Annotated in this window: 19 protein-coding genes and 1 pseudogene; 12 read left to right on the plus strand and 8 right to left on the minus strand. The window is 38.7% G+C overall.

Going from position 1 to position 22,162, the window contains the following annotated elements; all coding sequences use genetic code 11:
* The first annotated feature begins 356 nt into the window (after nucleotides 1–356).
* A complete protein-coding gene (locus tag AVFI_RS14000; RefSeq protein WP_188863857.1) occupies nucleotides 357–1,388 on the plus strand; it encodes an alpha/beta hydrolase in 1,032 nt (343 codons plus the stop codon).
* Nucleotides 1,389–1,439: 51 nt separating this feature from the next.
* Entirely contained in the window at nucleotides 1,440–2,030 is a 591-nt protein-coding gene (locus tag AVFI_RS14005) for a class I SAM-dependent methyltransferase (protein WP_065598129.1), read from the plus strand.
* Here the strand turns inward: AVFI_RS14005 and AVFI_RS14010 are convergent.
* Nucleotides 2,013–3,140 (minus strand): HNH endonuclease, encoded by a 1,128-nt coding sequence (locus AVFI_RS14010; protein WP_063649217.1) that lies wholly within the window; start codon nucleotides 3,138–3,140, stop codon nucleotides 2,013–2,015. The two genes, AVFI_RS14005 and AVFI_RS14010, sit on opposite strands and share 18 nt — an antisense overlap.
* 270 nt (nucleotides 3,141–3,410) lie before the next feature.
* On the opposite strand from AVFI_RS14010, the gene AVFI_RS14015 reads away from it, so the two are divergent.
* On the plus strand, nucleotides 3,411–5,273 hold the full coding sequence (locus AVFI_RS14015; protein WP_065598131.1) for a DEAD/DEAH box helicase: 1,863 nt from the start codon (nucleotides 3,411–3,413) through the stop codon (nucleotides 5,271–5,273).
* A 184-nt stretch (nucleotides 5,274–5,457) separates the two neighbouring features.
* Nucleotides 5,458–5,724, plus strand: coding sequence for a hypothetical protein (locus AVFI_RS14020; RefSeq protein WP_017019326.1), 267 nt, complete (start codon nucleotides 5,458–5,460; stop codon nucleotides 5,722–5,724).
* 485 nt (nucleotides 5,725–6,209) lie between these two features.
* Here the strand turns inward: AVFI_RS14020 and AVFI_RS14025 are convergent, their stop codons facing one another.
* The 3 genes from AVFI_RS14025 to tnpA all read right to left on the minus strand — a co-directional run bounded on the left by AVFI_RS14025 (nucleotide 6,210) and on the right by tnpA (nucleotide 8,081).
* Complete coding sequence (locus tag AVFI_RS14025; protein ID WP_199414938.1) at nucleotides 6,210–7,403, minus strand: ISL3 family transposase; 1,194 nt, start codon at nucleotides 7,401–7,403, stop codon at nucleotides 6,210–6,212.
* A gap of 67 nt (nucleotides 7,404–7,470) precedes the next feature.
* Nucleotides 7,471–7,785, minus strand: coding sequence for an IS66 family insertion sequence element accessory protein TnpB (gene tnpB / locus AVFI_RS14030; RefSeq protein ID WP_188863975.1), 315 nt, complete (start codon nucleotides 7,783–7,785; stop codon nucleotides 7,471–7,473).
* A complete protein-coding gene (gene tnpA / locus AVFI_RS14035) occupies nucleotides 7,782–8,081 on the minus strand; it encodes an IS66 family insertion sequence element accessory protein TnpA (protein WP_188863976.1) in 300 nt (99 codons plus the stop codon). Before tnpA ends, tnpB begins: the two co-directional genes overlap by 4 nt.
* A gap of 116 nt (nucleotides 8,082–8,197) precedes the next feature.
* Here tnpA and tnpC point away from each other — a divergent pair, with 116 nt between their 5' ends.
* The 4 genes from tnpC (at nucleotide 8,198) to AVFI_RS14055 (ending at nucleotide 13,593) form a co-directional block, all read left to right on the plus strand.
* The gene (gene tnpC / locus AVFI_RS14040; protein WP_188863977.1) at nucleotides 8,198–9,730 is read left to right on the plus strand and encodes an IS66 family transposase; all 1,533 of its coding nucleotides are present in this window, start codon (nucleotides 8,198–8,200) and stop codon (nucleotides 9,728–9,730) included.
* A gap of 238 nt (nucleotides 9,731–9,968) precedes the next feature.
* Entirely contained in the window at nucleotides 9,969–10,745 is a 777-nt protein-coding gene (locus AVFI_RS14045; protein WP_054776297.1) for a hypothetical protein, read from the plus strand.
* Nucleotides 10,746–10,860: 115 nt separating this feature from the next.
* Nucleotides 10,861–11,844 carry a reverse transcriptase domain-containing protein gene (locus AVFI_RS14050; RefSeq protein WP_188863978.1) on the plus strand — a complete coding sequence of 328 codons (984 nt, stop codon included), beginning with the start codon at nucleotides 10,861–10,863 and terminating at the stop codon, nucleotides 11,842–11,844.
* Between the two features lie 555 nt (nucleotides 11,845–12,399).
* Nucleotides 12,400–13,593 carry an ISL3 family transposase gene (locus AVFI_RS14055; RefSeq protein ID WP_199414938.1) on the plus strand — a complete coding sequence of 398 codons (1,194 nt, stop codon included), beginning with the start codon at nucleotides 12,400–12,402 and terminating at the stop codon, nucleotides 13,591–13,593.
* On the opposite strand, the pseudogene tppB reads toward AVFI_RS14055, so the two are convergent.
* A pseudogene (tppB, locus tag AVFI_RS14060) lies at nucleotides 13,576–13,779 on the minus strand (dipeptide/tripeptide permease); the annotation flags it as partial. The gene AVFI_RS14055 and the pseudogene tppB overlap by 18 nt on opposite strands.
* A gap of 344 nt (nucleotides 13,780–14,123) precedes the next feature.
* A complete protein-coding gene (locus tag AVFI_RS14065; RefSeq protein ID WP_005421925.1) occupies nucleotides 14,124–15,590 on the minus strand; it encodes a peptide MFS transporter in 1,467 nt (488 codons plus the stop codon).
* 331 nt (nucleotides 15,591–15,921) lie between these two features.
* Between AVFI_RS14065 and AVFI_RS14070 the strand changes: the two genes are divergently transcribed.
* The 3 genes from AVFI_RS14070 to AVFI_RS14080 all read left to right on the plus strand — a co-directional run bounded on the left by AVFI_RS14070 (nucleotide 15,922) and on the right by AVFI_RS14080 (nucleotide 18,720).
* Nucleotides 15,922–17,034, plus strand: coding sequence for an NADH:flavin oxidoreductase (locus tag AVFI_RS14070; protein ID WP_054776295.1), 1,113 nt, complete (start codon nucleotides 15,922–15,924; stop codon nucleotides 17,032–17,034).
* A 189-nt stretch (nucleotides 17,035–17,223) separates the two neighbouring features.
* Nucleotides 17,224–17,604, plus strand: a complete 381-nt coding sequence (gene gloA / locus AVFI_RS14075) for a lactoylglutathione lyase (protein WP_054776294.1) — start codon at nucleotides 17,224–17,226, stop codon at nucleotides 17,602–17,604.
* 12 nt (nucleotides 17,605–17,616) lie between these two features.
* On the plus strand, nucleotides 17,617–18,720 hold the full coding sequence (locus AVFI_RS14080) for an alkene reductase (protein WP_188863974.1): 1,104 nt from the start codon (nucleotides 17,617–17,619) through the stop codon (nucleotides 18,718–18,720).
* 58 nt (nucleotides 18,721–18,778) lie between these two features.
* On the opposite strand, the gene AVFI_RS14085 is transcribed toward AVFI_RS14080, so the two are convergent.
* The gene (locus tag AVFI_RS14085) at nucleotides 18,779–20,101 is read right to left on the minus strand and encodes an IS4 family transposase (protein WP_199414946.1); all 1,323 of its coding nucleotides are present in this window, start codon (nucleotides 20,099–20,101) and stop codon (nucleotides 18,779–18,781) included.
* A gap of 159 nt (nucleotides 20,102–20,260) precedes the next feature.
* Between AVFI_RS14085 and AVFI_RS14090 the strand changes: the two genes are divergently transcribed.
* On the plus strand, nucleotides 20,261–21,112 hold the full coding sequence (locus tag AVFI_RS14090; protein WP_012535189.1) for a DMT family transporter: 852 nt from the start codon (nucleotides 20,261–20,263) through the stop codon (nucleotides 21,110–21,112).
* A gap of 3 nt (nucleotides 21,113–21,115) precedes the next feature.
* On the opposite strand, the gene AVFI_RS14095 is transcribed toward AVFI_RS14090, so the two are convergent.
* Complete coding sequence (locus AVFI_RS14095) at nucleotides 21,116–22,045, minus strand: Gfo/Idh/MocA family protein (RefSeq protein WP_188863997.1); 930 nt, start codon at nucleotides 22,043–22,045, stop codon at nucleotides 21,116–21,118.
* Between the last annotated feature and the right edge of the window lie 117 nt (nucleotides 22,046–22,162).

Consider the following 22,162-nt stretch of genomic DNA (forward strand, 5'->3'; position numbering starts at 1 on the left):
TGTAAGCCAATGTCGCCTAGCCTCACAATGCATATATTTGCATTTTTATTTTTGTGAGCGTTTTGAGTTGTACTACTCTTTTATTTTTATAAATCTATTATGAGCTTTTTTTATGACAAAATGAAACTATTCAATACAAACATATGCACCAGATTCACAAACTGAGAATAAAATTAACCTATTGATATATATAATAATAAATACAAGTATCAGTAAGAGTCTTAAAATCGATACATCTGTACATATCTTTACATAATCACTTAGCTCTCATCCGCAACTCAGTATCTTTTTCCTTCTCAAATTATTCATTCATCCTATCCTTATGGCTTACGATTAATGCATCTCAGGGACATGAAATGATCTTCATATTAAGCACTCGCAAGCGCATCGGATTTTTTCCAAATGAAAAGCACACCAATGAACCGGGTGAAGCTCATTATCTAATGCTGCCAGATGAAGCAACCAGCCCTGATTTAAACCAACATCAACTACCACAAGAGGCATGGGTAACCGCATTAACCAATCAAGCCACAACAGGACGCCACACTGACAACCATCCCCTAGCCCAATATAAAACTGGTAATATTCTGTTTTTTGCTCATGGCTACAACAACACCCAAGAAGAAATCGTTTCACGCCATAAACTGCTTGAGAAACAGCTAAAACAACATGGATACACAGGAACGGTTGTGAGTTTTGATTGGCCTTGTGCGAACTACACATTAAATTACTTAGAAGACAGAATGGACGCCTACAAAAGTGCGATTCAACTGGTAACAGGAGGCATAACCCCATTAGCAATAAACCAATTGCATGAGAAAGAAAACCAGTGCGACATCGATATTCATTTACTAGGCCATTCAACAGGGGCTTATGTGATTAGAGAGGCATTTTATCAAGCAAGTAAAAATCGAACTTTGCAGCGAATTCACTGGAACGTGACTCAAATCTGCTTTATTGGTGGAGATATTGCACAGAAGTCATTAACTCAATGTGATAATAAATCTGCCCCTATGTTTGCTCAATCAAGCCGAATTACCAACTACCAAAGCCCTTATGATAGCGCATTAAAAATCTCTAATATTAAACGTGCTGGGTTATTCCCTCGTTGTGGACGTGTTGGATTACCTAACGATGCACCATCAAACCTTGTTAACGTGCATTGCGGAGAGCACTGGAAACTGCTTACTGAGCCAGAAGAAAGCAAAGCCATAGGTAACTGGAGCCACTCTTGGCACTTTCACTGCAATCACTTTATGGAAGATTTGGCTCACACCTTAAAAGGCGATATAGATAGGCACGCCATTCCCACGCGTGAATGCGTCAATGGCGAATTAAGACTAACGATAAAAACACCGGTGACGATCAGTAAGAAAAGGCTGAAATGATGGGACATATAATGATAAATTAGTGCTAACTTATTTTTTACAATAAAAGCTATGACTAATTATTATAACGAAAATGCGCTTACTTTTTTTAGTGGTACAGTTGAGGTAAATGTAGAATCTCTCTACAAAGAACTCCTTCCTTACCTACCTACACACGCTAAAATCATTGATGCTGGGTGTGGTTCAGGACGAGATACTTTATATTTCTTAAATAAAAACTATCGTGTTACGGCTTTCGATGCTAGTGAAGAATTAATCACTCTTGCCCAACAATACACTCAGCATCCAATCTTACACTCTACTTTTTTGGATTTTAATACAAGAAAAGCCAGCCAAGATGCTATTTGGGCGTGTGCATCTTTACTTCATGTCCCAATGAATGAATTAGAAAAAACATTTCATCATTTAGCTCATTTCTTAAAGCAAGAAGGGCTTTTTTATTGTTCATTCAAATACGGTGATGGTGAAGTAGAGCGTAATGGTCGTAGTTTCACAAATCTAAATGAAACCTTACTTAATGACCTACTTAAACAGTCTCAATTATCAATTAGAAAAACATGGATAACTGAAGATTTACGCCCTAATCGTGCCAATGAAAAGTGGTTAAATGCAATTCTTATAAAACTAAAAACCTTTGAATAGAATTTTACGATGATGATCTAAATACTTTTTATGCTCACGATGAACATTAAAGATCATATCATCTCTAAGCCCTAATACCTCTGGAGCCTCCAATTGGCTCGATATCATTAATTTTCCAGAGTTTTGAAAAGAGATAAAACCAAGATCGAATGCTTTATCTAAATTAGCAAGTAACAGTAGCCCATTATATTTATCTAAACGTTCTGTATTATTAGCTTCACGCCATGGCTTTATATGAGAAGCAACAAGCATCTGAGTGTTCTTATACCCAGTAACAGAGCACCCTTTCCACATTTCTATTAGTTGTTTTCTAAATGTCCCTTGTCCCATACGAGTATTAACCATAATGGTTTTTTCCGTTTGGGTAAGTTTGTTATCCTCAAAAATTTCTTGAATATCCGCTTTTACATCAACTTGCGATAAATCTGCTAAAAAGCGTTGATATGAATTTAATGCAGCGCTATACATATGATTTCCGTTTGCATTAAACTTCTTAAACTTCTCAAGAGAGCGAGCAGTTTCAGATAATCGACAAAACTCACGAAAAGACTTCACTTTTGTTAATGGTTCTTCCAAAATATTCTCTTGTATCATCCAATTTGAAATAGAACCTCTAATCGCTTGAGAGTAATTTTTAGCAGTTTTTTCTGACTTCCCAACATCAATCAACCATTGAGTGTAAAGGTCAGTTAAATCAGATAAATTTTCAACTAATGCATCTTTTAAGTCATTAACAACAATTACACTTTTTAAGTAATCAAATAGCTCATCATCCAAATAAGCATAATTAATAGCTTTAGCTGAGTATCCTTTAACAAGAGAAGCATCAATACCATCTTGATAAGCTAAATGCCAGAAGCCTTCACTTTTAAGATGAAAAAAAGGATTCTCGGGAGTATCTCTGTCTTGTTCATGCCTACGCTCATTAAAGAAATGAGTAAAACGTTCTTTTAACGTAGCATCAAGTTGAAATCTATTTTTATAAATATAGCCCGCTTGTATTAAGTCCATAACAGAAAGTAACATGCATACTTTATGTGGGCTCTTTCTCCCTTTATTACTATTCATGTTTAAGTTACGGAACTTGTCTACATAATACTCAACAGACATACTTCATCCTAAAAAATACAAATCAAACTTTAATAATCAGTATCTTATCTAGATGCATGATAAAAAACGAGATATAAGTGACATTTTTAGTATTTCGATTTTATAAAAATACCATTAATGTATTCCATAGTTTAATCTTTAACAAATAAGTTAATCTAAACTAAATAAACCCATATTTATCAAATCGTTATATAATTTTGTTATAGGTCACGATTTAAAATAGGACAAAAGCTTATAATTGCAAAATTATTGCCTTAGTAGTACAAATAAATGGCTGAATTAATACCAACATTAAATACCTGTTTATCTAAAATGACAGCGGGAGAAAAACGTTTCGCGCAACGTGTTGAAAACTTATTAGAGGATGATTACATATGTTGGTATGACATCCCTGTTGGACGCCAACGACGTTACCCTGATTTCATTATCTTACATCCCGCACGTGGCTTACTATTTCTTGAAGTAAAAGATTGGAAACTTGATACTATCAGAAATATAGATGCGTCTCGTGTCGAATTACTAACATCAAAAGGCATTGAAACAACAAGTAATCCTATTGAGCAAGTACGTCAGTGTAGTTATCAAGTCATAGATAAACTAAAACGAGATAACTTACTTGTAAATCAAGATGGGAAATATAAAGGTAACTTATGCCTTCCTTATGGGTATGGCGTTGTATTAACCAATATTACTCGCATTCAGTTAGATCGAGCTATTCCTTTAGACGCTCAAGACTCGGTACTTCCACATCACTTAGTCATTTGTAAAGATGAAATGGTAAGTACAATAGATCCTGAAAAGTTTCAAACAAAACTCTGGAATATGTTTAATTATAAATTTGGAAACCAATTATCATTACCACAAATTGATAGAATTCGATGGCATCTATTTCCAGAAATTCGTATTTCAACATCAGAACAACAAACTCTGCTACCTCTAGAAGATACGAACGAATTAATAAATCCAAATGATCACATTCCTGAAATAATTAAAATCATGGATATTCAACAGGAGCAGTTAGCTAGAAGCTTAGGTGATGGACATCGAGTCATTCATGGCGTAGCTGGTTCCGGAAAAACGTTGATCTTAGGTTATCGTTGCTTACATCTAGCTGAGCAATTAAAAAAACCAATTTTAGTACTCTGCTTCAATATCACATTAGCGGCAAGGCTCCGTAGTTTTATCAATGATAAAGGTATTGCAGGACAAGTTCAGGTCTATCATTTTCATGATTGGTGTGGACAACAAATTAAAACTTACAATTTAGATATTCAAAAGGGTGAAGCCCCTTATTGGGAAAGACAAGTTGAAACTGTCATAGAGGGTGTTGAAAAAGGAAATATACCAAAAGGGCAGTATGGAGCACTATTGATTGATGAAGGACATGATTTTGAAGCAGAATGGCTAACATTAATTACTCAAATGATTGATCCTGAAACAAATTCGTTATTATTACTATATGACGATGCTCAATCTATCTACAAGAAAAAAAGCAATTTAGACTTTAGTTTAGCAAGTGTTGGAATTCAAGCCCAAGGAAGAACTACAGTATTACGTTTAAACTATCGTAATACCAGAGAAATACTATCTTTCTCTTATCAGTTTGCTAAACAATATTTTGATAATTCGGATACTAAAGAAATTCCATTAATTCATCCTGAATCTGCTGGTATTACAGGCTCTCATCCTGTTGTTAAAAAATTCTCAACGATGGATCAAGAAGTTGAATATGCAATTAAATGTTTAGTTCATTGGAAACAAAATGGATATGCATGGAGCGATATCGCCATAATTTATCCTTGTAAACATATTGGCAAAAAAGTTGCTGAAGCACTAAAAACTAGAGGTATACCTCATATATTACTCGCTACTTCTGAGCATAAAAAACAATATAATCCAATCAATGATGTCGTTAACGTTCTTCCCATTCCTAGCAGTAAGGGATTGGAATTTAAAACAGTAGTAATTTTAAACTCATCCAATATTCCTAAAAAAAGCGATAATAGATCAGAAGATATTCGTCGATTATATGTAGGAATGACGCGAGCAACTCATAACTTATTGGCCACTTATCATAAAGAAAATGAATTAAGTGAAAGTCTTGAAGCAGCAGCTATTAGCATTAATAAATAGCCCTGATTGTGACCCGTAGGGACAAGACACAGCGAAGCGTTTTGTGGCTTGGTTGAGCCATTGGTGTGTTGCGAAGAATGAGTGACACACCAATTCGCGAAATAAAACAGGTTGTCCGCAGGGTGCTTCTTACATTTATATCGTGCTAGAATTAAGCATTCCCCAAATGAATGATATGTATTAAATGAAAAAGTACGCTTTATTATTAGCTCTGTTCTCTGGTGTTTGTTTCGCAAAACCACAGGTGTATTTTGGTGCTGATGCCCTCTCAAACTCTAGCGCTTATTCTTTACAGTCTGGCTTTTATTTCCCTGTTAACCAAGAGCTAGATTTTGGCTATGATGTAGATTTCACGCAATGGAACCAAGATGTTCATTCATTTGGTATCAACATTAAGCCGGCTTTTCGTAAGCAACAATTCTACCTAGCGCCAATTGTCGGCATGCATTAAGATACCAATCCAAACAAATATTTGCTCATCCTTGCTTGCTAAAATCGATGATAACTGCGTTATAAATTTTGCAATTAGGCCCACTAGTTACTTTAATTTATGCCTTGTTCTAATCAATTTTTTCTACGCAATTATCTGACCAACTACTTATTCGAATTGGTATTGTGGGATATTGATTACAGCTACAGCCTTGGGGCTGAGGTAGGGTACGATTTTGAGCGTGTGACTCTCAGAGCAGGATACAAAGACGTTGATGAAGAGTTTTATGATAATGATGCGTTTTATGTGGGTGTAGCGGTTCGGTTTGATTAATCATTAACGAGTAAATATCTTGATGATTAAGCAATTATAAAATTCCTTAATCATCAAGCGTTATGCGATGTTGTTTAGCTCTCGCTGCTTATCCATGTAAATCTTTAAACGGTTTACTCTGGATTCTATTTCTTGCTCTTTTATCTCTCCACGCTTTCGCGCAAAGTTAAGGTTCATCGCGGCTTTCCGGGGAAAGCCGCTTTTATCTTCATAAAGAAATAGTCCGTATCTCTGTAGCCATACCCCATTCTTTTGATTAACTTAATTTTGTTATTTATTCCTTCCAGTGTACATGTATTTAATCGATATAAAGACGAACTAACAATTCCGTGAAGGTATGGTTTTAACTTTCGTGCAAAACTGATTAGTGGTTTGATCCCACTCTCATTTACCTGTTGCCACCATACATCCCATAGTTCTATTGCCTGCGTTTCTGAGTCACAATACCAGAGCTCTTTTAATTGCTCTCCTAGCAAATGAGTCACCATTAAATCGTGGTTTACCGAAAGTATTTCATCTAAATAACTCTGTTGATTTACGTCTAGATTGTCTCTATTTTTCAAAAGGATCCAGCGTGAACGCTTAATCCAACGACGAGCTTTTTTGTCTTCTTTGAGTTGATTCGCTTGATCTACCCTAACCCTATCCATTACCTCTCGTCCATATTTGGCTACCACATGAAAAAGATCGTATACAATACGTGCATTAGGGCAATGAGCTTTCACTTCGAGATCGAAAGCTGTATTCATATCCATAGCCACTGCTTCGATATTTTCGGCATGCTTACCAAGCTCTTCAAAGAAAGGCCTGATATCAGTTCGGCTTCTACCTAAACCAATCCAAAGCACTTGATGTGTCTGCGCATCGGCAATCACTGTTGCATATCGATGTCCTTTAAATATGGCAAACTCATCCATCACTAGTTGGCGTAATTTATCCCATGGTATGTCAGGGATAACTCGTTTAAGTCGTTGTTTATCAATATTCTTTATCGTGTGCCAATGTACTCCAGTCAGTTCTGAAATATGTTTAATCGGCAGCAAAGGCAGCAGTTGTTCAATATATTCTATCAATCGATTAGTCAGGCGTGAGTATGGTTTAAGCCAAGATATTGCTTCCGTTTTTGTACCGCATAGCAAACATGTAATGCGCCTAGTCTGAATCAAAAGTTCAACTGGAGTTCCTAATATCATAGCGTCTTTAATAGTTCGCCACTGAGTATCGTGAGTAAATTCAGAGAGTCGCCCGCAAGAGCAGAATGCTGGGGAGTCAGGTTTTAAGGTTATAGAGATTAATGAATCAGTTTTATGAGACTTTACGATCTGAAAACCTTTCCAGAAGGATGATAAAAAAGTATTATTTGGCATGAAAACGGCAGTTTGTGAAAAGTTGTGTTTGGCGATGTAACTTTACCACTAACTGCCGTTTTTGTTTTCAATTCCCGCTAATCTGCGATGAACCTGATAAAAGCCAGTTGAGTTGTTGCCTGCTAATGTGGAGTGCACCATCAATATTGGGTGTTGGCCATTTGAAGGTTCCTTTTTCTAAGCGACGATAATAAAGCCAAAAGCCATTGGTATCCCAAAACAAGATCTTGAGTTTATCTCGATTGCGATTACAAAAAATAAACCAGGCTTCACTGAATGGGTCCATTTCCAGCGTTTCGGCGACAATGAGTGATAAGCCATCAATGGATTTTCTCATGTCGGTGACGCCAACGACGAGGTAAACCTTTTCTGACTGTATCATTGCAATGCATCAATCCAATGTTTAATTTGTTTGGAATTAAGATTTGCTGGTAACTCGGCACGAAGGCCATTATTTAATGTCAGCACCACAATATTCGACTGCTCTTGTGTTGGCTCTGTCACGATAGTGGGGTGAATTTTTGTTGTGACTTCTGACTCGCTGAGCTTCTTTGACCAGTAATAAAAGGTTTGGTAGCTTATTTCATTATCAATACAAAATTGCTTGATAGATAGGTTACTCTCTTTCTGTTGCTCTAAAATATTAGTCCAATGATCGCGCTTACTTTGCTGATCCATAATACCTCCGATTAAAAAGATACTATGGCAAAGCATTCTTAATATTGATATGTGTGGTTAGTTAAGCGCTTACTAATAAATCATGCATATGCTGATATTTCTACTATACTTAATGTATGCAAAAGGAACTCAGCAAGCCCACGGGCATCACCCCAGAAATCCAAGCGTACAGCGATAGCTTGGTTGAGATCACATCGCAAAAATACGAAGCACGTATTGCGGATATGTGGGAGCAATTTCGCCGTGCTCAGGCTAAGCGTTATCTTCCTCAGAGTGAAAAGTTCCCGGCACAAGGTTGCTTATTCAATGAGGCTGAGCAACTTAACGATGCCCCTGTTGACAATGATGAGCCCGAAACCGAAACCATCACCTACACTCGTAAGCGAGGGCGCAAGCCTATTAATCCAGATTTGCCTCGTGAAGTGATTGAGCATGATTTAGCGGACAGTGAAAAAGTCTGCAGCTGCTGCCAAAGTCCACTGCATGCTATCGGCGTGGAAACGTCAGAGCAGGTTGAAATTATCCCTAAGCAAGTCAAAGTACTTCGCCATGAGCGTAAAAAATACGCTTGTCGTCACTGTGAGCAACAAGGCACTGGCAGCAAAGTGGTGACGGCAGCAATGCCTAAGCAACCATTACCAGGAAGTATCGCCACGACAGGGACCTTGGCAACCGTTGCTGTAAGCAAATATGCAGATGGTCTTCCGCTCTATCGTATAGAAAAAGAGCTGTCCCGAGTGGGATTAGATATCCAGCGTACCACACTGGCGAACTGGATGATAAAAACATCTGAACTCTTGTCTCCCATTTACCAATCCTTACATCAAGCTTTACTGAAAGAGCCGGTTATCCATGGTGATGAGACGACGCTTCAGGTTCTAAAAGAGCCCAATAAGAAAGCTGAAAGTAAGTCTTATCTGTGGGCCTATGCCAGTCCAGAGCACAGTCTAACGCCCGTTACTTTATTTGAGTATCAACCTGGACGAGCACATAACTATCCCAAGCAGTTCCTCGACAAATATGCTGGGAGCATGATGACAGATGGTTACTCAGCATGGCGAATGTTGGATAACGTTCAGCATCTAGGTTGCTGGGCTCATGCTAGACGTAAGTTCAAAGACGCACTAGATCTGAGTCCTAAAAAAACGGGACAGGCTAAGCAGGCACTGAGCTATATCCAAAAGTTGTACGCTGTAGAGAAGAAAGGCAAAAACTTATCTTCTGATGAACGATGTCAGCTCCGGCGAAAAGAGGCGGTTCCAATACTTACCACCTTCTATGTTTGGTTAGACAAAGCGGCGGCAAGCCTACTTCCTAAAAGTCCGATGGGAAAAGCGGTCAGTTATGCGCTTAACCAATGGCCCTATCTTAAAAGATATGTAGAAAATGGGTTATACCCGATTGATAACAATCGGGTTGAGCGCGAGATCCGCCCAGTGGCCGTTGGTCGAAAAGCGTGGTTGTTCAGCGACACACAAAGTGGCGCCAACGCCAGTGCCGTCTTGTTTAGTATTATGCTGACTTGCCGAGCAAATAATATTGAACCTTATACTTATCTAAAGCACGTGCTGACAGAGTTACCGCAACGAGAACCGGGTAGTGACGTCAGTGATCTGCGGCCATATAGCAACAAACCAGTTAAAAGCTAGGTGGGTAGAAATACCCGCTTACGTATCTGTAAGGCATCGTTAGTCAGCACCTCGCTCTTAAGAGTGAGAAGGACGCCGGCGAAGAGGTAAGTAATTTGACATATAACACATAAAGAGGGAGGAGTCAAGAGCGTTCTAAAGACAGATAATTCCATACGTACATGTACAGCACGGCGAGTTCGGCGGTATGATCCCCTTATCGCTATGGCGAGAATCTATCATAAAGAGGAAACATAATATGATTAAGACATTGAGAAAAGCAACTTTGGCCCTGGCGGCTATTTCTGCGCTCCCAGCTGCAGCGGCTGGATGGCAACAATTTACGAACCCAGACGGAAGCCCATGGACAGAGGCGCAATACGTAGAATTCAGCGACTCGGTATCTAAGCAGACGGCTACAAATGCTAATGACTTGCAAGAGGAAGCTGAAATCGAGGGAGTACAGCTAGTGACGCGAAACAATGAAACGTACGCGTACATCGAAATCGATGCGGGAGGATTATGGAATGTGCAGTACAAAGGTACGACGATTCGCACGGCGGGCGGATTGAGCTACGGTACGTTTGTCGAAAGCGCGGATTGGGATGGTGTAGACTTTGGAATGAAAGTAGATGGATGGAAGGTTACGACAATAAGCCCGAACGGCACACCTACAGGATGGTTGTCGGACGCACACAGAGGTTGTCAGAGTAGCAGCGCATGCAACCCTATGGTGTTCAACGTGGACGAGTTGATTCAAGAAGGACGTGTGGCATACACTGCTAATGTAGCGCGTGCGATGCATTACTCAAAAGAATTGAAAGTAGAAGGCGAAGATTTATTTCAAAAGGATCCCCTTGACGGCGTACAAAATATGGGAACTCTAGGTTTACACCTGAGAAACGCGGGAGTTGACCATATTACACTTGGCTACAAACCGACAGCAGAATTGAACGAATATATATCGTTCGTCCCGAATCATTGGAAAAATGTTAACGGTCCCACGTACGTTGCCGCGTATTTCCGTAGTCAATAGCGCCATAATCTCTTCTGAGAATTGCTCATAAAGCCTATGGCCAGTATTTAAGATAAATACTGGCCATATTTTATCAGCCCTCTCTTAAAATTACAAATCACGATCATTAAGTACGATGTCATCTGAAATAATAGATTTTCTTTTATCCTGCAAAAACAGCGAAGCGGCACTACGTTGGTTAAAAAAGGCAAGAAAACACCACCCACCTAATGCTGATGTTTGGCACTTTATCTTTCATTACAAAACATATTACCAACCAAAAATCCTTCAACAATTACGTTCTAAATCTTATTTATTATCCCCTATGTTGGTATATAAAACAAAGTTAGGGGAGAGCCGAGTGATGTGGAGCGCGTCGGATGCCTTTGTTATACGCTTAGTGCAACAAACGTTACTCCATTATAACCTTTTGCCTGTGAGTGATTTTGTTACTCATACCAAACGCTCAAGCTCATCACGTAAGGTAGGTATGCATACGATACGTTCCAAAGCGCTCAACATGCCTTTTGTATGTCGCACAGATATAAAAGGCTATTATGCAGCGATACCGAAATTAAAAATGATAGAATGGCTTTATTCATTTAACATTCCTCCTGAAATACAAAACATATTAACGCAATTTTTAATGTACAATGTAGAAGATGGTGGGAATATTTCCTTATCAAATAAAGGAATTCCTCGCTCAAGCAGCCTCAGTCCTTATTTAGCGGCTGCCCATTTTTATGAGCTTGATGAATTGCTAGGACATTGTGCAGGCATATATTATCAACGTTATATGGACGACTTTTTAATCTTAAGTACGACACGGCATAAATTGAGAAAAGCAATAAAACGCGTGCGTCATTGCATTTCGAATCAATGGGATTTTGAGTTACATCCAGATAAAACGGTGATAGGCCGGACATCAAAAGGATTCGATTGGATGGGATTATGGTTTGATGGGGAAAATTGGGAAGGTCCATCGCAACGAAGTAAGCAAAGATCGAGTGATAAGCTTGCTGTAATTTATAATAATTACCAAGGGGAAGAAAGAGAACACCGCTTAATTAACTATGAGAAAGCGTACAATCGATGGCTGAAAGGCATTATGGGGAATTAGGTTGTATTCCAGCTGTAAAAAAGCACATAGACAAAAGCCTATGTGCTTGGTATTTAGGGTTATTGGGCTAGTTATAGTCAATAACAACGATAAAAATTACCCTAAATTAGGCTAGCGATGACCCATTATGACTCGACGGTTAATTTGTCATCGTATTTGATTTTATTAGTTTTAATATTACGAATGTTTCAGCAACTTGTAGATATATCATAATCATTTGCTTTCTCTTTATATAGAGCATTTATGAAAGTGTTAAAGTTGGTTTGCCAGTATAATTCATCGCACAGTACTGGGGATACAGGACTAAAGGTGTTTGTTTTATGATTTTTCAAATACCTTCTTAGCATTTTGAAAAGAGGTTCTTTTTATATTAGTTAGCTCCTCTCCCCATGCTGCTGGAATATTGAAGTGAAAATTAGCGTCTTTTATTGTTTGTATAAATTGAATCATGTCTTTTTTTTGGTTCATCGCAGATTAGCGGGAATTGAAAACAAAAACGGCAGTTAGTGGTAAAGTTACATCGCCAAACACAACTTTTCACAAACTGCCGTTTTCATGCCAAATAATACTTTTTTATCATCCTTCTGGAAAGGTTTTCAGATCGTAAAGTCTCATAAAACTGATTCATTAATCTCTATAACCTTAAAACCTGACTCCCCAGCATTCTGCTCTTGCGGGCGACTCTCTGAATTTACTCACGATACTCAGTGGCGAACTATTAAAGACGCTATGATATTAGGAACTCCAGTTGAACTTTTGATTCAGACTAGGCGCATTACATGTTTGCTATGCGGTACAAAAACGGAAGCAATATCTTGGCTTAAACCATACTCACGCCTGACTAATCGATTGATAGAATATATTGAACAACTGCTGCCTTTGCTGCCGATTAAACATATTTCAGAACTGACTGGAGTACATTGGCACACGATAAAGAATATTGATAAACAACGACTTAAACGAGTTATCCCTGACATACCATGGGATAAATTACGCCAACTAGTGATGGATGAGTTTGCCATATTTAAAGGACATCGATATGCAACAGTGATTGCCGATGCGCAGACACATCAAGTGCTTTGGATTGGTTTAGGTAGAAGCCGAACTGATATCAGGCCTTTCTTTGAAGAGCTTGGTAAGCATGCCGAAAATATCGAAGCAGTGGCTATGGATATGAATACAGCTTTCGATCTCGAAGTGAAAGCTCATTGCCCTAATGCACGTATTGTATACGATCTTTTTCATGTGGTAGCCAAATATGGACGAGAGGTAATGGATAGGGTTAGGGTAGATCAAGCGAATCAACTCAAAGAAGACAAAAAAGCTCGTCGTTGGATTAAGCGTTCACGCTGGATCCTTTTGAAAAATAGAGACAATCTAGACGTAAATCAACAGAGTTATTTAGATGAAATACTTTCGGTAAACCACGATTTAATGGTGACTCATTTGCTAGGAGAGCAATTAAAAGAGCTCTGGTATTGTGACTCAGAAACGCAGGCAATAGAACTATGGGATGTATGGTGGCAACAGGTAAATGAGAGTGGGATCAAACCACTAATCAGTTTTGCACGAAAGTTAAAACCATACCTTCACGGAATTGTTAGTTCGTCTTTATATCGATTAAATACATGTACACTGGAAGGAATAAATAACAAAATTAAGTTAATCAAAAGAATGGGGTATGGCTACAGAGATACGGACTATTTCTTTATGAAGATAAAAGCGGCTTTCCCCGGAAAGCCGCGATGAACCAAAAATAAGCGCTGAGAAAGCACCGAAAAGTACAAATGATTCAGACTCTGACATTCCTAGAATTTTAACCAGATAAACCGCTAAAATTGCTTGCATGCCATAGAAGCCAAAACGCTCCCAAAACTCTATAGAAAAGATCAGATAAAACTGCTTAGGCTGCTTGAATACATTCAAGTTAGACATAAATTAATCCCTGTGTATGTGTTGTGATTGCTTCTTTTTTTATGCATTTTTACGCATTACACAACCAACTTACGTTTTTAACATTTACTTATCACTAGCCATAAATGGAATCTAAATTATCAATTTTGAAAAACAGAGATAACCACTTAATGATCAACAATTTACACAAAGTTACTAACAGAAACATTTTGCAACATTTTATACTGACATTATCATGACAACTAAATTGGAACACAGCAATTCGGCATTTATTAATTCTAAAAAGTTAAGGGGAATTTGAATGATTAAGAGGAAAGAGGTAAGGAACAGCAAGCCATGGCAGCTTGCTGTTATTTATAATGGAATTAAATAGTTGCTTGTTTACGGTGTTTAAAGTCCACCAATAAACCTAAAACAAACACGCCAATTGTTACAAAAAGGATACTTTGAAATACATGGTGATATTGCGTTGCCGATACAATTAAATCCAATGTTCCTGCATTTTCACCCGTACCCGTCGATGTGAACTGAGCAATATCTGCAGCAAGATAATTTGCTACCGAGCCACCAGCAAGCATATAAATACCTGCTAACGTTCCTGTTGCACCGTGTGGATTTAGACGTGTAATCGCAGCTAATGCCACAGGGTCAATAAACAGCTCTGCCACCCCAATGCACAGTAGACCAATCAACAACCAAACAAAGGTAGTTTGACCGCTTGCCATTGCTAATTTTGATGACAAAGTAATTAAACTAAAGCCAGCAGTAAGCAATAAAAGACCGATATTCAGCTTTGTTAGTGTTCTCACTGAAATGCTTTTTGAATCTAACATTTTCCATAGCCACGCCACCGCAGCACCACCTGCAATCACAGCAATTGGGTTAATGGATTGGAAAAAAGCCGTCGGGATAATAAAACCACCAATATTGGTATCTATATTACGCTCAATGAATAGACTAATTGAGCTACCACCTTGTTGATCAAATGCCCAAAATACCGTACCAAACAACATAAAATACATGATGGAATTGAGCTTTTGACGATCTTCTTCATCACTCTTACGGTATAAGTTGATGATGTGCACCAAAGACATTAAGCAAATCACTAATAGAATATAACCTGCCCATAAGTTTTTAAGCACAAATACCAAACCAACAGCAGCAACAACCAATGAAGCAAGTAGCAATGACCAATGTGGAATGCCTGCACTTTTTTTCTGAAGTGCTGGTAAATTTGGTTTACTTACGTGAGAAAAGTTTTTACGACCTGTCATGAAGATACATAGGCCAAGTAGCATCCCAATCCCTGCAAGTGAGAAACCCACGTGCCATCCCCATTTCATTGCAGCAAAACCACATAGAATCGGAGAAATCATCGAACCAATATTGCCACCAATATAAGAGATGGAGAAACCCGCCTCACGGCCACGCTCTTGTTCCTTGGTTTGATATAGCTCACCTAACAAACAACTTGAGTTAGTTTTAAAGAAACCGTAACCACAGATAATTAAAGAAAGCGCAATATACAAAGTGGTGTGATCGCTACTTGGAAAACTCAATACAAAGTGCCCACCCACCATTAGTAAGCTGCCTAAAATTACCGACCAGTAGTTACCTAAATATTTATCTGCTAAATAACCACCAATAATAGGAGTCACATACACAAGCGATGTATACGCACCATACAAAGCGTAGGCATGTTGGTCTGACATTAATAACTTTTCCGTTAAGAAAAGAATTAATAAAGAGCGCATACCGTAGTAACTAAAGAATTCCCACATTTGGATTGCAATAATATGGAATATCCCTTTAGGTTGTTTGATTGTATTCATCTATTGTCCCACAACTGCTAGAGAGAATAAGAGCACCCCATTTTCATTGGTACTTATTCATTAATATTGGGTAAACATACACAGCATCGATAAAAACACCAAGAAGTTTGCGGCGAAACTCGTGCAACATAAGTTTTCAAAAATAGTGTTCTATAAATGACCAAAAAAAATCATATAAAAACAGCAATATAGGGAAGAAGTAAGAATAATTATCCCTATTTTGTTTGTTGTTTAATCGGATATGACATGAACTTAATACAGATTAAGTTTTTTGCTTTATATTGACGCTAAAATCGCCCCATAAAATAAAACCAGTAATAGAGGAACACACTTGAGCACTTTGTTTACCGAAACCCGCATTGGCAGCATGACACTTAAAAACCGCTTCATGAGAAGTGCAACGTGGGAAAATATGGCAACAGAAGACGGCCATATGACAGACAAGTTATACGATATCTACGAAGAGCTCGCTAAAGGTGAAGTTGGCTTAATTGTTACTGGCTATGCAAACATTGTTGAAGAAGAAAAACCCAACGCTGGCATGATGGGTATGTATAACGATTCTTTCATTGAAGAGTACAAAAAGCTGACTGAGCTTGTACACCTAAATGATTCAAAAATTGTTATGCAGCTTGCTTATGGTGGCACCAAAACAACTTATAACGTTGGCGAACGCGTTATTTTTGCTCCAAGTGATGTGTGTGAACGTGGTACACAAACACAAGGCAAGGCGATGACAAAAGACGAAATCGACTACATTGTTGATGCGTTTGCCAAAGCAAGCCGAAGAGCAAAAGAATCTGGCTTTGATGGGGTTGAAATCCATGCGGCTCACACTTATTTAATCAACCAATTTTTAAGTCCTTATTACAACCGTCGTGAAGACGAATACGGCGGTAGCTTAGATAATCGTATGCGTTTCTTACTAGAGATCTACGCTGAGATCAGAAAACAAGTGGGTGATGATTACCCTATCCTAGTAAAACTGACGGCGTCTGAGTTCTTTGAAGGTGGTTTAACGTTCGATGAGACTCGAATCATCTGTAAAAAACTGGAAGAGATCGGTGTTGATGGGATCATCATTTCAGGTAACATTCACGGTAATGCAAGCACACTTGTTGGTGAATCTTTTGATGGCTATACACTTCAAGAAGAAGGTTATTTCCATGAATATGGTAATGTGCTCAGCCAAGATGTTAACGTTCCGGTGATCACCGTTGGTGGTCTAAACGACATTAATGCCATTGAAAAGATTGCTGAAGAAACGAATATCCAATACTTCGCTTTATCGCGTCCTTTACTTGCAGAGCCTCAGCTAATCAAACGTTGGAAAGAAGGCAACAGAGCCGAAGTCGATTGTGAGCGTTGTTCTAAATGCCGAACCAAACGTGGCAACTTCTGTGTGGTTTACAAGAAGAGAAAACCAAAGAAAGAATGCGCTTAATCCATACGTTTTAAATTTGAAAATGCCGCAGATAATACTGCGGCATTTTTGTATTCGTTATTAAAACCTTCCGAACTTAATAACAGAAAATTATCAAATCAATAAAAAATCATAATTTCCTAAGTTTGGTCATTTTACGTATCGTTAACTCATACAAACGACAACTATCAGCACTGGCAAGGTGAAATCATGCAATTTCTACATACGATGATCAGAGTGACAGACTTAAAACAATCTATTGAATTTTATACCAAAGTTTTAGGGATGAAAGTGCTCGATCACAGCGAAAACAGTGAATATCGCTACACACTCGTTTTCGTTGGTTATGAAGAAGGCGGAACAAGTATCGAGTTGACCTATAACTGGGATACCGATAATTACGACATGGGTAATGCGTTTGGTCATTTAGCTTTAGGTGTCCAAGATATTTACGCGGCTTGCGATAATATCAAAGCATTAGGTGGTAACGTGACTCGTGAAGCAGGACCAGTAAAAGGCGGTACAACGCATATTGCGTTTATTACGGACCCGGATGGTTATCAAATTGAGCTTATTCAATTAAGCAAATAAGAGGATTTATTGATGAAAAATGCACTATTTCAGCCAATGCAACTTGGTAATCTGACACTAAAAAACCGTATCGTTATGCCTCCTATGACTCGTTCTCGTGCAAGTCAACCGGGTAATGTAGCGAACGATATGATGGCTGAATACTATGCTCAACGTGCAAGTGCAGGCCTTATTATAGCGGAAGGCACTCAAATCTCAGAGATGGGCCAAGGCTACGCATGGACTCCGGGAATTTATTCTCAAGACCAGATCCGTGGTTGGAAAAAAGTGACTGATGCCGTTCACGCTAAAGGCGGTACTATTTTCGCTCAACTTTGGCATGTAGGTCGTGTTACTCACCCTGAAAACATTGGTGGTCAACAACCTATTTCTTCTTCTGCACTTAAAGCAGAAAACGTAAAAGTATTCATTGATAACGGTACTGATGCTCCAGGTTTTGTTGATGTTGTTGAGCCTCGTGAAATGACTCAACAAGATATTAACGATGTTATCGCAGAATATCGCCAAGCAGCATTAAACGCGATTGAAGCAGGCTTTGATGGTATTGAACTTCATGCTGCTAATGGTTATTTAATTAACCAATTCATTGACTCTGAAGCGAACAACCGTACCGATGAATACGGTGGCTCTATCGAAAATCGTCTGCGTTTTCTAGGCGAAGTTGTCGAAGCAGTAAATGAAGCCATTGGTCACGAGCGTGTCGGTGTTCGCCTTGCTCCATTTACTTCTCTAAATGGCACTGTTGATAAAACACCAGTAGAAACCTACACGGCAGCAGCGGCATTATTAAACAAACTCAACGTGGTTTATATGCACATTGCAGAAGTGGACTGGGATAATGCCCCTGAGACGCCTGCGGAATTTAAAACAGCAATTCGTGAAGCTTATCAAGGCACGATTATTTATGCTGGTCGTTATAATACAGGTAAAGCGGCGCAAGCACTGACAGACAACCTTGCAGATCTAGTTGGATTTGGTCGCCCATTTATTGCGAATCCTGATTTACCTAGTCGTATTAAAAACGATTACCCATTAGCAGAGCACGATCCAAATACGCTATTTGGTGGCGCACAACAAGGGCTTGTTGATTACCCAGAATACCAAACCGCTCACTAATTTAAGACAAGCGAACAATCTACACATAACCCTGCTCTTTTGAGTTAATGCCGCTCGCTTAACAGCTAGTGGCTCTTTTTTTATAAGGGTAGCGCGGTGCTTTATAAAGCACTTGTCGCGGAAATGGTTTTCGCTTTCTTTTCTTTGGCAGGATTAGACGCTTTCCGCTTTCTCGTAGATTTTTCAGCTTCTTGGGCACTGTTCCTGGTGTTCGCCCTGAACACCACAGGAACTCATCTTGGATTAGCCTTAACGCATTAATAAAGCTTATTCTTAATGGTTCCATTTTATGAAAATCGGCCATTCTTTTCATTTCTAGACGAACGAGGTTATAAGAAATCAAAATCCCCCATAACTCTTGATATATTCCTTCTATTTTCAAGCTTCTAAGCACTGCTTGATTGTTAAGTTGACCTTGTTTTAATTCACCATAACCTTGTTCTATTTCCCATCGTTCCCAGTAAATTTCAACAATATCTTTCAATGGATAAGTCACAGGACACTCTAATGAAGTAATAAACCCTTTGATCTCTCCTTTCGGCTCAGGTATTAAAACTAAACGAGCTTGCCAGCTATCTCCGAGGTGAGGATATTTCTGTTTTGCATCAGGCGAAACTGGCATTTTAATCAGTTTATCGTAGTCTGAAAACTCTTCTAAAACGTCGTACCTAAATTTACTTTTTATTGGAGTTAACCAATGAGTATTTTTTCCTGCATTACGCCATGATTCAAAAAGTTCAGCGGACATAAAACCACGGTCAAAAAGAGTTAATGAATTATTTGGAGCGGAGCCAACTAATTGTTGTGCATAAGATATTTCACTATTGGTTATTGGTCCAAAAGCAGCATCTGAAATAAGGTGGGTGCGTGTAGACATGAGGGTAACAGCAAGAACTGAAGGAAATGTAGCCTTACCTGTCGCGTAGCCTAGCTTTTGGTTATCCTTAGTTTCAGGGGTTTTAAATTGAGTCCCGTCAACGCTCATGAGTTTAAGTCCACAAACTAAATCAGGCGATTCTTCTGTCTCCCATTTACTTGCAGTGGTATGAAATAGGTAACGTAATGGTTCATAACCAATACGCTGTCTAGCTTTTACGATACTACTTGTGGCCAAGGGAGGGAGTTCCCCTTTAGCATCAGGGAAGGCTAATTCTAATTTATCACAAACATCGCTAATGGAGCGGTTACGCATTAAGCCAATTCCAAGCACTAACCAAACAGCTTGTTCAGCAGGAAATCTGCGCTTTCTGATAGCGGCGCGACCAGTTTGGTTAACGGCTTCTGAAATCCACTCAATAGGAATATTTTTCCGAAATGAATCCATAGATTCAGGAAGGTGAAATTCTGCAGTTAATTGTAATTCACGAGAAAACTCAGACATAAAAAATCGGCCTTAAAATAAATTTAAGACCGATTATGAAGGCTGCAAAGGATCGTTCAAGTCCCTTAAACGATCGGCATTAGCTCTTTTGAGTGGGGTTATTTTTTATAAATGATGATAACACTGGTATTATCGTCATTTTTATCAAGAGATAACATCATGCGCGGAATGATTTACCTAATTATTGCCACCATTCTGGCTGCTATCGGCTGGGGAGCATCAAAAATGGTTGTGATGACCATACCGGGTGATATTTTTATCGGTGCTCGATTTCTACTGGCTAGTTTTGTGCTCGCTCCATTCTGTTTCAAACAATTTCGCACATTAACTGGCAAACAAATATTAGCATTGAGTGGCGTAGGCTTAGTGCTGTCTTTTGCTCTGCAAGTTTGGGTATACGCTGTATCCATCACCACATCGCTTGCTGAAGGCGCATTCATCATGAGTTTAGCGATGATCATCGCACCTGTAATTTCATGGATATTATTTCGCAATAAACCCAATAAAGCCTTTTGGATTGCTCTACCAATATCGGTACTTGGAATGATATTACTTACTTTAGGAAATGGCTGGAAATTGGAGGCAAGTCAACTTGGCTTTATGCTTTCTTCATTACTGCTTTCGATGCATTTTGTTCTTAATAAACGCATTATTGGCTCAGTAACACCATTGCTATCGATTTGTGTTCAGCTATTTATTGTCGGTATTAGTGGATGCTTATATGCCTCTTTTAATTCTCATCCTCCATTTGAAATCACTCAACACGCCATCTTTTGGTTTTTGATTTCTACCATTGTTGCCACAGCAATTCGATACCTTGCACAAACACTCGGGCAATTCTCAGTCAACATTGAAACCGCTTCACTCATCATGATACTAGAGCCAATTTGGACTCTTTTACTTAGTATTAGCATTCTTAATGAAGTCGTCGCACCTCAGAAATTAACTGGAGGTGCGATCATATTTTTGTCTTTATTTGTTTATATAAAACTATCAAGAAGACTCAAGTAGTTATTATTTCAATTGGTTGTGTATTTTCTGATACACAGCCTCAGCCAATTGGTGACTGGCAAGGTTACGATCCGCTGTTGCGGTTGATAACTTGCCCTTTTCCACCACTCGAATCCAATCTTTAATCATAGTTTCAAACCCTTTACTTGTTAGCATTGGTGTCCAATCTTTCAATACTAACTTTTGCTCTGTGTTATCCAGCCATTGTCGTCCTTCAACAAACGATGAAAACTCAAGAGATTGATTTTCATAACCAACAGAAACTCGCTCTGTTGTCACTCCAAAATGACGATCCATTGAAGCATGTAATATTGTCTCATCAACTTGCCATTGAATGTCTAATCTTGCTAGCTGTCCTCCCTGCATTTGATGAGTAACATACACATCATCAATGGTGGACTGAGCATTTAGATTCACACTATCCAATGGGTGTATGAAATCATCAAAGATAAAGGTTCGTAAATCACCCGGTAAAGCATGACGATGTTTTTCCCAACGTAATGAACGCAATTTACCTATCGTTCCGTTCGCAAGCTCTGGTACAAATTGGTTATACAATGGAATATGTCGGCGGTTAAATCCAACGTAAAGCGGGGTGTTATATTGTTCTGCAATCGTATACAGCAACTCCGCTTCTTGTGCGGAATCAGCAAGAGGTTTATCAACAAAGGTTGGGATACCATTTTTCAGAAAAAAAGAAGCGATATCAAAATGAACTTGAGTTGCAGCATGGATCATCACGGCATCCACACCCATTTTTAGAAGCTGATGATAATCTTGGCAAGTCCCTTCTATACGATATTTAGACGATAATTGTATGAGCGTGTCAGGGTTTCGTGTACAAAAAAGCGGTTGGATACCCGGAAGCTGAGTAATGATGGGCAAATACGCCTTTTGCGCAATGTCACCTAAGCCGATTATTCCTATTTTCATTATTATCCTTTTAAAGGCGAATATGCCTTAGTGTTATTATAATAATGAGAATGCCAAATCAAATACGTCCTGTCTAAACATTCATACTGGAAAGGTGAATAGAATGGATAAATATAC

The organism is Aliivibrio fischeri ATCC 7744 = JCM 18803 = DSM 507 (assembly GCF_023983475.1).
Lineage (GTDB): Bacteria > Pseudomonadota > Gammaproteobacteria > Enterobacterales > Vibrionaceae > Aliivibrio > Aliivibrio fischeri.